Annotated in this window: 15 protein-coding genes; 9 read left to right on the top strand and 6 right to left on the bottom strand. The window is 31.1% G+C overall.

Going from position 1 to position 13,485, the window contains the following annotated elements; translation table 11 throughout:
• Positions 1–23: 23 nt before the first annotated feature.
• The 3 genes from ACQ629_RS08610 to ACQ629_RS08600 form a co-directional block, all read right to left on the bottom strand.
• Positions 24–386 carry a cupredoxin domain-containing protein gene (locus ACQ629_RS08610; RefSeq protein WP_483704120.1) on the bottom strand — a complete coding sequence of 121 codons (363 nt, stop codon included), beginning with the start codon at positions 384–386 and terminating at the stop codon, positions 24–26.
• Between the two features lie 38 nt (positions 387–424).
• The gene (locus ACQ629_RS08605) at positions 425–982 is read right to left on the bottom strand and encodes a carboxymuconolactone decarboxylase family protein (protein WP_483704118.1); all 558 of its coding nucleotides are present in this window, start codon (positions 980–982) and stop codon (positions 425–427) included.
• A 904-nt stretch (positions 983–1,886) separates the two neighbouring features.
• On the bottom strand, positions 1,887–2,723 hold the full coding sequence (locus ACQ629_RS08600; RefSeq protein WP_483704116.1) for a helix-turn-helix domain-containing protein: 837 nt from the start codon (positions 2,721–2,723) through the stop codon (positions 1,887–1,889).
• Between the two features lie 186 nt (positions 2,724–2,909).
• Between ACQ629_RS08600 and ACQ629_RS08595 the strand changes: the two genes are divergently transcribed.
• The 8 genes from ACQ629_RS08595 to ACQ629_RS08560 all read left to right on the top strand — a co-directional run bounded on the left by ACQ629_RS08595 (position 2,910) and on the right by ACQ629_RS08560 (position 10,049).
• Positions 2,910–3,431: a DUF6973 domain-containing protein gene (locus ACQ629_RS08595; RefSeq protein WP_483704114.1), complete on the top strand. Its 522-nt coding sequence runs from the start codon at positions 2,910–2,912 to the stop codon at positions 3,429–3,431.
• A complete protein-coding gene (locus ACQ629_RS08590) occupies positions 3,432–4,118 on the top strand; it encodes an alpha/beta fold hydrolase (protein ID WP_483704112.1) in 687 nt (228 codons plus the stop codon).
• A gap of 120 nt (positions 4,119–4,238) precedes the next feature.
• Positions 4,239–5,303, top strand: coding sequence for a magnesium/cobalt transporter CorA (gene corA / locus ACQ629_RS08585; protein WP_483704110.1), 1,065 nt, complete (start codon positions 4,239–4,241; stop codon positions 5,301–5,303).
• 20 nt (positions 5,304–5,323) lie between these two features.
• Complete coding sequence (locus ACQ629_RS08580; RefSeq protein WP_483704108.1) at positions 5,324–5,731, top strand: NUDIX hydrolase; 408 nt, start codon at positions 5,324–5,326, stop codon at positions 5,729–5,731.
• Positions 5,732–5,768: 37 nt separating this feature from the next.
• Complete coding sequence (locus ACQ629_RS08575; protein WP_483704106.1) at positions 5,769–6,383, top strand: SGNH/GDSL hydrolase family protein; 615 nt, start codon at positions 5,769–5,771, stop codon at positions 6,381–6,383.
• A 191-nt stretch (positions 6,384–6,574) separates the two neighbouring features.
• Positions 6,575–7,267, top strand: coding sequence for a succinate dehydrogenase cytochrome b subunit (locus ACQ629_RS08570; RefSeq protein ID WP_483707189.1), 693 nt, complete (start codon positions 6,575–6,577; stop codon positions 7,265–7,267).
• Between the two features lie 12 nt (positions 7,268–7,279).
• Positions 7,280–9,292, top strand: a complete 2,013-nt coding sequence (locus ACQ629_RS08565; protein ID WP_483704104.1) for a fumarate reductase/succinate dehydrogenase flavoprotein subunit — start codon at positions 7,280–7,282, stop codon at positions 9,290–9,292.
• A gap of 10 nt (positions 9,293–9,302) precedes the next feature.
• Positions 9,303–10,049, top strand: a complete 747-nt coding sequence (locus ACQ629_RS08560; RefSeq protein WP_483704102.1) for a succinate dehydrogenase/fumarate reductase iron-sulfur subunit — start codon at positions 9,303–9,305, stop codon at positions 10,047–10,049.
• A 176-nt stretch (positions 10,050–10,225) separates the two neighbouring features.
• On the opposite strand, the gene ACQ629_RS08555 is transcribed toward ACQ629_RS08560, so the two are convergent.
• Genes ACQ629_RS08555 through ACQ629_RS08545 form a run of 3 tightly spaced genes read right to left on the bottom strand, consistent with a single transcriptional unit; the run spans position 10,226 to position 12,796 of the window.
• On the bottom strand, positions 10,226–11,584 hold the full coding sequence (locus tag ACQ629_RS08555; protein WP_483704100.1) for an endonuclease: 1,359 nt from the start codon (positions 11,582–11,584) through the stop codon (positions 10,226–10,228).
• A gap of 12 nt (positions 11,585–11,596) precedes the next feature.
• Entirely contained in the window at positions 11,597–12,214 is a 618-nt protein-coding gene (locus tag ACQ629_RS08550; protein ID WP_483704098.1) for an NAD(P)/FAD-dependent oxidoreductase, read from the bottom strand.
• Positions 12,215–12,796 carry a MarC family protein gene (locus ACQ629_RS08545; RefSeq protein ID WP_483704096.1) on the bottom strand — a complete coding sequence of 194 codons (582 nt, stop codon included), beginning with the start codon at positions 12,794–12,796 and terminating at the stop codon, positions 12,215–12,217. It abuts the gene before it with no gap.
• 110 nt (positions 12,797–12,906) lie between these two features.
• Between ACQ629_RS08545 and ACQ629_RS08540 the strand changes: the two genes are divergently transcribed.
• Positions 12,907–13,476: a DUF3109 family protein gene (locus tag ACQ629_RS08540; RefSeq protein WP_483704094.1), complete on the top strand. Its 570-nt coding sequence runs from the start codon at positions 12,907–12,909 to the stop codon at positions 13,474–13,476.
• Positions 13,477–13,485 lie beyond the last annotated feature (9 nt).

The raw sequence follows: 13,485 nt of genomic DNA, 5'->3' as shown, positions 1-13,485 counted from the left end.
TGCTACCAACAATTAAATAAAAATTATTCAACCGTTAAAGTATATTGTGGTGTAGGGTTTAAAGGACAAAAATATACATATTCTCCTTTTTTTAAGACCACTTCTTTAGTTGTAGATTTTGCATTGTTTTTTACTAAAGACGTTACATAAGCTTCTTTAATATGATACTCTGCCTCTAGTTTTCCTTTTTCAGTTAAAACAAAACCTACATCATGACCTACATTTTTATTTGCTATTTCAAAAATATAAGTTCCTTCCTTTAAGGTTATTTTCTTTTGAGTAAATTCACCTTTAGTTTGTTCTAAAGACACTGTTTTAACCTCTTGTGCATTTGCATTTAATGCGAAACCTAATAAAATTGCTACTACTGCTATTACTTTTTTCATGATTTGATTTTTAAAATTTGTGAATTATATTTTTATGTCTATGAATTTGTTGTGAACTCTCCTGCTTTTACACTCGGAAAATCAACCTCTGTTTGCGCAATATGATTTACATAATTTGTTAGTGTATTAGAAACAACGTTTAAAACAATTTCTAAAATATCACCGTCGTTATATCCTGCTACTTTTGCTGCAGCTATTTCATCAGAGCTTACATTCCCTTTATTTTTAGTTACACTTTGTGCAAAATTTAAACCTGCCTGTATTTTTTCATCAGTTGCTATACCCTGCCTACTTTGTTCTGTTTCTGCAAGTGTTAATCCATTCATTTTACCAACTGCCGTATGTGCAGATAAACAATAGTCACACTCGTTTTCTTCGGCAATTACCAGCGCTAACTGTTCTCTAAATTTATTAGAGAAATTTCCGCTTGCGGTTAAATCTCCTAAACTTAAATAAGTTTGTAAAGTTGCTGGAGAATTACCGAACACTTTAATTAGATTGGGAATAAAACCTAACTTTTTTTGTACTGCATCAAATAATTCTTTTGATTTCCCTGTGGTTGTTTCCGGATTTAATGTTTTAATTCTTGTACTCATTTTTTATTATTTTTAAGATTCTTTATTCTCATTATTACAATTACAAATTTCTCTATCTGAAAATTGCTCACTATATTCTTGATAGCCCCAACAGTTAGGACATTGATCTACTCCAGTTGTTTTCATTATTCTTTTTTTATTAACTAAAAAGTACTAGTTAAAATTATACCACAAAGATGCGATGAGAATACTCTTTTAAAAATGGACAAAAGTTCTTTACACTTGGACTTTAGTTGTTTTCTTAACTTATGTTAACAAACAATTTACATATGTGCCATATATTTGTAGTGTTATTATATATATAGCATATCCCCAATATGTTATAACCCCTTAAAAAATAACCCCTAACTCGTGACCCTTGTGTGTTACGAGTTTTTTTGTGCACTTTTTTATACTACAAGCACCCTATTGTTCTTTTTGGAATCGTTTTAATGGCTACCTTGTTATTTTGGTAGAAAAAAATACAACTTAAAACATATATTAACCTATGTTAATAAACCATTGGCTTATGTGCCATATATTTGTAATGTTATTATATATAACATATCCCCAATATGTTATAACCCCTTAAAAAATAACCCCTAACTCGTGACCCTTGTGTGTTACGAGTTTTTTTATGTATTTTTCTTAGATACAAATACCCTACTATTCTTTTTGAAACTGTTTTGGGGATAACCCTCTTGCTTTCGTAAAAAAGAGGAATACCGTTTAAAGGCCATTTATTAACCTATGTTAATTACCTATTAATGAATTAGTTATATATTTACAGTGTTATTACATGTAACATATCCCCATATGTTATATTCCCCTAAAGTAATAGCATCCCCTTAAAAACACCCCCTAACTCGTGACCCTTGTGTGTTACGAGTTTTTTTATGCACTTTTTTTAGGTATAAGTACCCTACTATTCTTTTTGAAATTGTTTTGGAGATTGCCCTGTTGCTTTTGTAAAAAAACGTGAAAAATACGCAGGATCGTTGAATCCTAGGTCAAAAGCGATATGTTTAATAGCTTTTGTTGAATATAATAATTGACGCTTTGCTTCTATTATTATTCTATTCTTAATAAAATCGCTAGGAGTTTTACGATTCGTTTTTTGAAAATGTTTTGTTAATGATTTAGAAGAGATGCCCAAGCGATTAGCATAATCACTTACACTGTGTAGTTTCTTAAAGTTTAATTCTACTAACAAACTAAAGTCTTTAAATAGCTTTGTTTCTGCATCTTCTTTAATTACAAAGAGTTCTTTTTTAATACGGACAGAGTGGATAATAAATTGCTTTAAATAGGCCTGCAACATATCATATTGTGCTATTTGATTATTTTCAAATTCATCTATTAAGCTTTCTATAATAAAACTTAACTTTTTTACATCTTTCTCTTTAGGCTTTACAAAAGGTGTTGTGTATATATTATTAAATAAAACCCCGTTACAAGCAACCTCGCTATCATGAGTTTGTATGCAGTAAAAATCTTGAACAAAATTTAATTGATAAGCTACTTTTATTTTTTCTGAATCTACAGAAAAAACTTGTCCTGGTGATAAAAAAAACAAAACACCGTCGTTAAAAGAATAGCTTTCAAAATCGATGTGATAAGTACCATTACCTTCTTTTATCCAAAAAATTTTATAGGTATTTACTTGTTCTGGTTTATTAACTACACAAGCTGTTTCGAACTTTATTTCATCTAATTTAAAAACATCTTTATACTTATACGTTTTTATTTCTTGAATAGCCATTGTTTTATTTCATTTTATTCTTGGTCGAAAAAATATGACTAGCTAACAAAACAAGGCTATCTTTGGTGTAAAATTAAAGTTGTTTTGAGTAAGAATTATTTATATATCGTTTTGCTATTTTTTAACTTTTCTATATTCTCACAATCTAACTGGAAAAAATTCAAAGAGCTTTCTCCCCCAATGAGAATGTGGGTTATATTACATCCTTTTAAAGCAAATAAGGCGTCCGAAATTTCTGAAAAGACCCAACAGGTAGCCGATTCAATTAAAAAAACATCCTTGTTAGATGGAGATGCCTCGGGCGGACAAGTAGATGCATTTCGCCATGCTTTTTGGATGGCTAGTTTGCGTCAAGAAATAGGGAGAAATGCTGCGAGGTCTTTAGGTAAATCACACGAGAAAGAAAACTACAGAACTTACAAAAAAAGTAAACTAGAAGACGGCCTTGTTCCTGATAAAATAGCTACCACTATGGATTTGTTTAATAACAATGTGGGCCTTTCTCTCACAAAAAAAGGAGGTGAAATATCTACAAACAGTTTAATATATCGTGTTATAAATGAAATTTATTTTGGCAGATTAAAAGTTATAAAAAAAGATAATGATGGTAATTTTTTAACTTGTAATAACAAGCCTATTTCGCAAAAATCTTTAAAAGGTAAATGGAGGAATAATAAATGTTTGGTAAATTCTAATTACAAAAGATAAATGCAAAAAGTATATTTTATTTCTGGCACCATGTGTACTGTTGATTTATGGCAATTTGTGTTTCCTAAATTAGAAAACATATTACCCGTTTACATTGATATTACTTTGGCAACTTGTTTTGATGAAATCAATGAAATAATATTAGCTAAAATAGAAGCTCCTGCGATAATTATTGGATTTTCTTTAGGCGGATTTTCAGCTTTAAACTTTGCTGTTCATTACCCAGAAAAAGTAAAAAAACTAGTAATAATTGCCGCGAACACAAACGGATTAAATGAAAAAGAAATAACACTAAGAAATAACACTATTTCTTTTTTAGAAGAACATAAATATAACGGAATTTCAAAAGTAAGAATCCAACAATTTTTACATTCTAATAATCATCAGAATCAAGAAATTACTTCTATAATTAAAAAAATGGATGCCGATTTAGGTAAACACGTTTTAATTCGTCAGTTAAAAGCTACATCTGCTAGAATAGCTATTTCTAAACAAGTGTTAAATCTAAATATACCTATCATTTTTATTGCCGCCGAAAATGATAATTTAATTCCTGTTAATAACATAAAAACCCTTGTAAATAAGTTACAAAAAGGTACATTTATTGGTGTTAAAAACTGCGGTCACATGATTCCTTTAGAAAAACCAAAAGAATTATCTGGGGTATTGAATAGGGTTGTTTTTTAACTTATTTTCTAATAACTTCGCTATAACTCTACTCCTAATTTTTAAATGAGTTAATTATATCTACTTTTATAAGAAATTATAGAAAACTTAAAAATCACTAGACATTGAGTAAATAATAATATGACAAGATTTATTAAAAAGAATAAAAAAGAAATTGGTCTTTCTCCTGATGATTTAATCTTTAGAGGAGAAAAAAAAGCAGATCAGATTTCACTTAGAATTATTGATTTCGATGCTAAAAACCTAACTGAAAACGATGCTAAAACAGTAAAGGAAATCAGTGACTTTCAACATAAAGAAACTGTTACTTGGATAAATGTAGACGGACTTCACAACACTTCTATAATGCAAGAAATAACGACTGGTTTTAAGCTTGATACTTTAGTTTTACCTGAAGTTTTAAATACAGAAGCAAGGCCAAGAGTTATAGAATATGACAATTGCACATTAATAACAATTAAAATGTTAATGTTGGATGAAAAAAAAGGTAAAACAGTTGTTGAAAATCTAAGTTTAATTCTTACAAAAACGGTATTAATGTCTTTTCAGGAGCAAAAAGGAGATGTGTTTGAACCCGTAAGAGAAAGAATAAGAAAACAAAAGAAGAGAATACGAAATGGCGGAACGGATTATTTAACCTTTGCGTTATTAGATATTGTGGTTGATAATTACTTGCATGTAATTAGTGTTTTAGGAGAGAAAATAGAAACTCTTGAAGAAAACCTACTGCTTAATCCAAGTAAAAATACTATTACTGAAATAAATAATTACAAGCGTGAGTTAAATTTCTTACGAAAAAACATAAAACCAGCTAAAGAAATGATTTTTTCATTAGCAAAAACGGACTCTGACCTTATTACAGAGAGCACATATGTTCATTTTAAAGAGCTCGAAGATAATATTAGTCAAGCAAATGATGCAACAGACAGCTACCGTGAAATTTTATCTGACCAACTAAATGTGTATCACACAACAATTAGTAGCAAGTTAAACGATATCATGAAGTTTTTAACAGTGTTTTCTGTAATATTTATTCCGCTAACTTTTATCGCAGGTATTTATGGTACAAATTTCGAATATGTACCAGAACTTACTTACAAATACAGTTATTTTATTATGTGGTTTGTAATGATAATTGTTGCCGTTGCCATGCTTATATTCTTCAAGAAAAAGAAATGGTTTTAATTCATTTGTAGGTTTTTACTATGAAAAAGAGGAAAGAAATAGATAAAGTGGCCTTTATTGAAATTAAAGACGGAAAAATTTTAAGCACACTATCTAAAGGGAAAACTAAATATTACATTCCTGGCGGCAAACGCGAAAGTGGTGAAAATGATGAGCAAACCCTTATTAGAGAAATTTTTGAAGAATTAAGTGTTAAAATATTATCAAATACTGCGGAATATATAGGCACTTTCTCAGCTCAATCAGACGGAGAAAAAGAAGGAATAAATGTAATTATGACTTGCTACAAAGCCAAATATTCAGGGGAATTAAAAGCGAGTAGTGAAATTGAGGAAATAAGATGGTTAAACTTTAAAGATCTTCAAATTATTTCTGAAGTTGATAAAAAGATATTCACTTTTCTTAATCAGAAAGGAAAATTGGAGTAAAATAAAACAACCTATAGTTTTAGCAAAATTAAACGATATGCAAAAAATATTATTTTTATTACTAATCTCTTGTGTTAGTTTATATAGCCAAGAAGAAATCAATAACACTAAAAAATTTAATATTTTATTTATTGGAAATAGTCTTACTTACACTAATAAATTACCAAAACTCGTAAAAAAAAGAGCAAAGTTTAAAGGAATAAATATTAACACAAAAATGATTGCCTTACCCAACTACGCCATTGAAGATCACTGGAATGACAAGAAGGTTCAAAAACTAATTGCGAGTGAAAAATACGATTTTGTGATTATTCAGCAAGGGCCTTCATCTCAAAGTAATGGAAGAGAAATGTTAATTGAATATGGTAAAAAATATAGCCAACTCTGTAGATTAAACAAAACGAAACTTTGCTATTTTATGGTTTGGCCTTCTTTAAACTACTATTACACCTTCAATGGCGTTATAAAAAACTATACAGATGCAGCACTAATTAATAACGCAATTTTATTACCAGTAGGTAAGGTGTGGAAAAAACATATCGATGCTACCAAAAACAATGATTATTACAGTTACGATGAATTTCACCCCTCTCTTAAAGGTAGTCAAGTAGCTGCAGAAGTTATTGTAGAATCGTTATTTATAAATAAATAAGTTAATTATATTTTTTAAATTACTCAAGTAACTTAAACCATAAGAAAGTAGTAAAAACCTAGTTAAACTTCAAAAAAACACTAATTTTATTTAAACACATTCTAAATGTTCTACAAAAAAAATAAGATAGTTTGTTAGGCTAATAGTTATAGCTTAAATTTGTGTTATATATTTTTTAATAAATAAATAAAATAATGGGATTATTAAAATCTTCTATTGGAAGAAAATTTGCCATGGCACTTTCGGCGTTCTTCTTGATGTTCTTTTTATTACAGCATTTTGCAATAAACATCACTTCAATTTTTCCGGACAACGGAGCAACATTTAACAAGTTATCTCATTTTATGGGAACCAACCCGTTAATTCAATATGTAATGCAACCTGTCTTAATTTTTGGTGTAGTTTTTCACTTTGTAATGGGGTTCGTTTTAGAATTAAAGAACAACAGCGCTCGTAAAATAAGTTATGCGAAAAATAACGGTGCAGCAAATTCTACTTGGATGAGTAGAAACATGATTTGGTCTGGTATTGCAATTTTAGCATTTGTAGTATTACACTTTATCGATTTCTGGTTTCCAGAATTAAATACAAAATTTATTAAAGGAGACATGTCTGGTCTTATCGACCCTAATGTTGCTGATAGCGGACTTAGATACTTTGAGGAATTACAACACAAATTTGTAAACCCTATTAGAGTAGGGGCTTACGTATTGGCATTTATATTTTTAGCAATGCACTTATTACACGGTTTTACTTCGGCTTTCCAATCGGTTGGAGCAAACAACAAATACACTAAAGGATTGAAAACATTCTGTAAGATTTATGCAATTGGTTTACCTGTTGGATTTATCATTATTGCATTATTTCACCATTTCAATCACTAATACGAAACAAGTATGGCTTTAGATTCAAAAACACCAAAAGGTCCATTAAAAGATAAATGGACAGATTATAAAAATCATATCGATTTAGTAAATCCGGCTAACAAACGTAACATTGATGTTATTGTCGTTGGTACTGGTTTAGCAGGGGGTTCTGCTTCAGCAACTTTAGCTGAATTAGGCTACAATGTAAAAGCTTTTGCTTATCAAGATTCTCCTCGTAGAGCGCATTCAATTGCAGCACAAGGTGGAATTAATGCAGCAAAAAATTATCAAGGTGATGGAGATTCTTTTTATCGTTTATTTTACGATACTGTAAAAGGAGGAGATTACCGTTCACGTGAAGCGAACGTACACCGTTTGGCAGAAGTTTCAGCAAATATTATTGATCAATGTGTAGCACAAGGAGTTCCTTTTGCGCGTGATTATGGTGGTTTGTTAGACAATCGTTCGTTTGGTGGAGTATTAGTTTCTCGTACTTTCTATGCGAAAGGACAAACAGGACAACAATTATTATTAGGTGCTTATTCTGCAATGAACCGTCAAATTGCTCGTGGTAAGATTGAAATGTTCAATCGTCATGAAATGTTAGATGTTGTTTTAGTTGATGGAAAAGCACGTGGAATTATAGCTCGTAACTTAGTTACTGGTGAAATAGAACGTCACTCAGCACATGCTGTTGTTATTGCTTCTGGTGGATACGGAAATGTATATTTCTTATCAACCAACGCAATGGGATCAAACGCCACTGCAGCTTGGAAAATTCATAAAAAAGGAGCGTATTTCGCAAACCCTTGTTATACACAAATTCACCCAACATGTATTCCTCGTTCAGGAGATTACCAATCGAAACTGACGTTAATGTCAGAGTCATTACGTAATGATGGTCGTATTTGGGTTCCTAAAAACATGGAAGATGTATTGGCTATTAGAGAAGGTCGTAAAAAACCAACTCAATTAACCGAAGACGAAAGAGATTATTATTTAGAAAGAAGATATCCTGCATTTGGTAACTTAGTACCTCGTGATGTTGCCTCAAGAGCAGCAAAAGAGCGTTGTGATGCTGGTTACGGAGTAAATGCAACTGGTGAAGCTGTTTATTTAGATTTTAAATCGGCAATTGACCGTTACGGAAAAGAACAAGCAAAATTACAGCATATTACAAACCCTTCGGAAGCGAAAGTATACGAATTAGGACAAGCGATTGTTGAGGCTAAATATGGAAACTTATTCCAAATGTACAACAAGATTGTAGATGAGGATCCATACAAAACTCCAATGATGATTTATCCTGCAACCCACTATACAATGGGTGGTGTTTGGGTTGATTATAACTTAATGACAACTGTTGACGGATTGTATTGTATTGGTGAAGCAAACTTCTCTGATCACGGTGCTAACCGTTTAGGAGCTTCTGCTTTAATGCAAGGTTTGGCTGATGGTTATTTCGTGTTACCTTATACTATTGGAGATTATTTATCTGATGATATTCGTACCGGAAAAATCTCAACAGATTCGAAAGAATTTGAACAAGCTGAAAAAGAAGTTAAAGAACGTGTAGATTTCTTTATCAACAATAAAGGAGAACATTCTGTAGATTATTACCACAAGAAATTAGGAAAAATCATGTGGGAAAAATGTGGAATGTCTCGTAACGCACAAGGTTTAAAAGAAGCAATGGCTGAAATTAAAGCTTTACGTGAAGATTTCTGGAAAAACGTAACAGTCCCTGGAGATGCCAACGAAATGAATCCTGAATTAGAAAAAGCTGGTAGAGTAGCTGATTTCTTAGAGTTAGGAGAATTGTTTGCAAAAGATGCTTTAGATAGAAACGAATCTTGTGGTGGTCACTTTAGAGAAGAATCTGTTGAGTTAGACGGATTACAAAAAGGCGAAGCAAAACGTAACGATAAAGATTACGCATATGTTGCCGCTTGGGAATATAAAGGAGAACCTGCAGATGCAGTTTTACACAAAGAAGAATTAGAGTTTAACGATATTGAATTAAAACAACGTTCATACAAATAAAGAAGATATTATGAATTTAACACTTAAAATTTGGCGTCAGAAAAACGCAAGTGATAAAGGAAAAATGGTCGATTACCTAGTAAACGACATTTCAGAGCATATGTCTTTCTTAGAAATGATGGATGTGCTTAACGAGCAAATAATTAACAAAGGTGATGAGCCTGTTGCTTTTGATCATGATTGTCGTGAAGGAATTTGCGGTATGTGTTCAATGTATATTAATGGTGAGGCACACGGTCCTGATCGTGGTGTAACAACTTGTCAGTTACACATGCGTTCTTTTAAAGATGGTGATACGATTACTATCGAGCCGTTTAGAGCTGCTGCTTTTCCTGTAATTAAAGATTTAGTTGTTGATAGAAGTTCTTTTGAACGTATTCAGCAATCTGGTGGATATATTTCAGTAAACACTTCTGGTAATACACAAGATGCAAACTCGATTCCTATTTCTAAAGAAGCGGCTGATAAAGCAATGGATGCAGCTACTTGTATTGGTTGTGGTGCGTGTGTTGCAACTTGTAAAAACTCTTCTGCAATGTTATTTGTTGGAGCTAAAGTATCTCAATATGCTTTATTACCTCAAGGACAAGTAGAAGCTACAGATCGTGTTTTAAACATGGTAGCACAAATGGATGCTGAAGGTTTTGGGAACTGTACAAATACAGGAGCTTGTGAAGTTGAATGCCCGAAAGGAATTTCATTAGAAAACATTGCTCGTATGAATACCGAGTTTATGAAAGCTAGTTTAAAAGGATAAAAACCTTTTTTACATAAAACAAAAAAAATCCCGAGTTTTCACTCGGATTTTTTTTTGTTTTAAATAGTTACATTTTTAATGAAACTTAATTTTATGTGGCATATTAGAAAGAATCTACACTTAAAGAATTTCTTTAACTGCGATATAGTTATGTTAGATTTTAAGTACTTATTAATTTATTTCCAAGTATTATCTGCATTTTCACCTCCCCAAGTTATAGTAACTAAATAAGGATTGTCTATAAAAGGATTTCTATTTCCTTGTACATCAGAAATTACAGTGTTTCTTTGTCTTTCGAAATCAGAAACTGGATCTTCTTTATTCCATTTTAAGAATAACTCCATAGAACCAACCTTATCAAAAGTTTCACCATATCTAACATTTAAATAAAATACCATTCTAGCGATATCACCTTTCCACTCATCTCCAGGAAACCATGTACTACCTTCCTTTTTATAAGTACCAGTACCATCTATAAAAGGGAAATTAGACCTTTCGCTATTAATAGCATCATCACATGAACGCAAGTGATGTAAATCTGTAACAGCATCTTCTGCTGTTAATTTAGATTGTGGATAAACATGCTCTGTATTAAATGTTTGTGTTGGGTGGGTATTAGAACCAGAAGTATACTCTCTTTCGTCTCTACTTTCACTTGTATACATTAAAATAACATTAGCTACATTACTTAAATCTTCATCTGCATCATATAAATAATTATGTCTTTCACCATAAGTTAATATATTGGTATGAGTTGTGGTAACTAAGTCTTTTAAGGTATTGTAGTTGGTATTTTTATCATCTATAAAAGAGACTCCGTTATAATACGCTGCTATTTCGGCAGGTATATTGAATGATATTACTTCTACAACGTTTATTGTTATTGTTGCTACTGAACAAGTTGCTGTTGCATCATTATCACATAATGTGTACGTAAAAGTATCTTGCCCTGTGAAATCTGTAACGGGTGTGTATGTTATTGTTCCGTCACTATTTAAAGTTACAGTACCATTAGTACTTGCATCATCTATTGAATCAATTTCAGCATCATCTACAATAGTATCATTGTCTAAATGGCTGCTAATATTAATTGTGGAGTTAATACCTACATTATAACTATCGTTAACAGCTTCTGGACTACCTTTATCTGAAACATTAATTGTTACGGTTGCTGTTGCGCAAATTTCTGGTGATACTTTACTACAAATCGTATAATTAAAAGTGTCTTCACCTGAGAATTTAGGAGAAGGTGTATAAGTGTATGTACTACGTTCTACTTCAATAATACCATCATTAGCTGTTGCGTCATCAAAAGTAATGGTAACACCGCTAGAAGGATAGTCATCGTTAGTTAAAAAACTAGGTAACTCTAAAAAAGTATCTTCATTAGCTTCAAAAACATCATCATTTGCTATTATTACAATTTCTTCATCTACAGGATCTGGTATAGGGTCTGGTTTTACGACATCTGACTCATTTCCCCCACAATTAATAAGTAATAAGGTTATAAACCCAAGCATTAATACTTTTTTCATAATTCTAGTATTTTAATTATTATTTTTAATTTTATCGTGCACTTTAGTTGAAATATTATCATTCCATACTGTTAATATATCTGTTGCTACACTTGCACCACTTCCCGCCGCTATGGCAAATTGACTTCGCCAGCCAGCTAATGTTCCGCAAACATACAAACCTTTTTTAATTAAGTGATTAAAATTACGCAATTGCACTCTGTCTTTCATCACATTAGCTCTCATGTGAGGTTCAATGTATTGCTCTAATCCAGCTATTTCAAATGGTTTAGAGTAATTTAATGCTATAACTACCTTTTTACTGTAATATTCATTTTTAGTAGTTATAATTTTATAGCCTTTCTCATTGTCTAAAACCGCGATTACTTTTTCATTTTCAATTTGAGAAACATGTGGATATTTAGCTGACAATTGTTCTTTTCCTTGGTCTAAAATATCGCTACCTAAAGTACCTATAGGTAATCCTAATACATTATTAAATAAAGCATTTTGTAAATGAGATGCTCGTTGATGGATTAAAATTCCTGTTTTTTTATTTTCTGCATATTCTTTTTTATAAGCAGATCCAATAACTAGTGCACATTGCATACCAGAAACTCCACCTCCTATAATTAAACAATCAAAAATCATTTATGCTAATAATACTTTTATGTTTTCAGCAAATAATCTTACTGCGATAGCTAATAGGATAACTCCAAAAATCTTTCTAATAATTTTAATTCCGTTATTACCTATAATTTTTTCTATTCGTGAAGATGTTTTTAATACAATGTAAATAACTATTACATTTAATAAAACGGCTATAATTATATTTGATATATGAAATTCTGCCCTTAAAGATAAAAGGGTAGTTAAACTTCCCGGACCTGCAATTAATGGAAACGCTAATGGAAAAACAGTTGCTGTTAATGTTTCATCTTCATCATCTTTATACAGGGTGATTCCTAAAATCATTTCTAAAGCTATAAAGAATAAAATAAATGCACCTGCTACCGCAAACGAATGCACATCTACACCAATAACACCTAATAATTCTTTACCTACAAATAAAAACAGAATCATAATAGAACCCGCAATAACTGATGCCTTTTCTGATTGTATATGCCCAACCTTCTTTCGTAAATCGATAATAATAGGAATATTACCTATAATATCAATCACGGCAAACAATACCATAAATGCAGTAAACACTTCTTTTATCTTAAAATCCATAATATCTTATTTTTCAGGTGCAAAATTATATAAGTAATGTTACAATCTAGTATTTTTGCACCTAAATTTTATGTGAAGTTATTGTTAACTTGCACTTTTAAATATATTTTATGTTTCAATTAGGAAAAACTATCGTTTCAGAAGATCTTATCGATAAAGATTTTGTTTGTAATTTATCTGCTTGTAAAGGAGCTTGTTGTATTGATGGTGATGCTGGCGCCCCTTTAGAAAAAGAGGAAACAAAGATTTTAGAAGCTATATATCCTAAAATTAAACCCTTTCTTCGTAAAGAAGGTATTGAGGCTATTGAGAAACAAGGTGTTTGGGTTACTAGTGACTTTGGTGAGTTAGAAACACCTTTAATTAATAATGCCGATTGTGCTTATGTTATTTTTGATGATAAAAATACCGCATTATGTGCTATTGAAGAAGCTTATAACCAAGGAGTTGTAGACTGGAAAAAACCTGTTTCTTGTCATCTTTACCCTGTTAGAGTGAAGGATTATAGTGAATTTTCTGCTGTTAATTATGATAAGTGGGAAATTTGTGATGATGCTTGTTCTTTAGGTAAAGAATTACAAGTGCCAGTTTATAAATTTGTAAAACAGGCATTAGTTAGAAAGTTTGGGCAAAATTGGTATGATGAATTAGAGCAGATTGCTGAAAAAAGAAATAGATAATTATTTATT

The organism is Tenacibaculum sp. SM2510 (genome assembly GCF_057002845.1).
Note: the sequence above shows the minus strand (reverse complement) of the source record. Positions and strands in the feature narration are given on the sequence as shown.

What these genes read in the sequence shown, in the direction of transcription:
- ACQ629_RS08565 (WP_483704104.1), top strand. Translation starts at nt 7,280, where the DNA reads ATGGCTTTAGATTCAAAAACACCAAAAGGTCCATTAAAAGATAAATGG.
- ACQ629_RS08560 (WP_483704102.1), top strand. Translation starts at nt 9,303, where the DNA reads ATGAATTTAACACTTAAAATTTGGCGTCAGAAAAACGCAAGTGATAAA.
- ACQ629_RS08605 (WP_483704118.1), bottom strand. Translation starts at nt 982, where the DNA reads ATGAGTACAAGAATTAAAACATTAAATCCGGAAACAACCACAGGGAAA.
- ACQ629_RS08545 (WP_483704096.1), bottom strand. Translation starts at nt 12,796, where the DNA reads ATGGATTTTAAGATAAAAGAAGTGTTTACTGCATTTATGGTATTGTTT.
- ACQ629_RS08580 (WP_483704108.1), top strand. Translation starts at nt 5,324, where the DNA reads ATGAAAAAGAGGAAAGAAATAGATAAAGTGGCCTTTATTGAAATTAAA.
- ACQ629_RS08540 (WP_483704094.1), top strand. Translation starts at nt 12,907, where the DNA reads ATGTTTCAATTAGGAAAAACTATCGTTTCAGAAGATCTTATCGATAAA.
- ACQ629_RS08600 (WP_483704116.1), bottom strand. Translation starts at nt 2,723, where the DNA reads ATGGCTATTCAAGAAATAAAAACGTATAAGTATAAAGATGTTTTTAAA.
- corA (WP_483704110.1), top strand. Translation starts at nt 4,239, where the DNA reads ATGACAAGATTTATTAAAAAGAATAAAAAAGAAATTGGTCTTTCTCCT.
- ACQ629_RS08550 (WP_483704098.1), bottom strand. Translation starts at nt 12,214, where the DNA reads ATGATTTTTGATTGTTTAATTATAGGAGGTGGAGTTTCTGGTATGCAA.
- ACQ629_RS08555 (WP_483704100.1), bottom strand. Translation starts at nt 11,584, where the DNA reads ATGAAAAAAGTATTAATGCTTGGGTTTATAACCTTATTACTTATTAAT.
- ACQ629_RS08595 (WP_483704114.1), top strand. Translation starts at nt 2,910, where the DNA reads ATGTGGGTTATATTACATCCTTTTAAAGCAAATAAGGCGTCCGAAATT.
- ACQ629_RS08590 (WP_483704112.1), top strand. Translation starts at nt 3,432, where the DNA reads ATGCAAAAAGTATATTTTATTTCTGGCACCATGTGTACTGTTGATTTA.
- ACQ629_RS08575 (WP_483704106.1), top strand. Translation starts at nt 5,769, where the DNA reads ATGCAAAAAATATTATTTTTATTACTAATCTCTTGTGTTAGTTTATAT.
- ACQ629_RS08610 (WP_483704120.1), bottom strand. Translation starts at nt 386, where the DNA reads ATGAAAAAAGTAATAGCAGTAGTAGCAATTTTATTAGGTTTCGCATTA.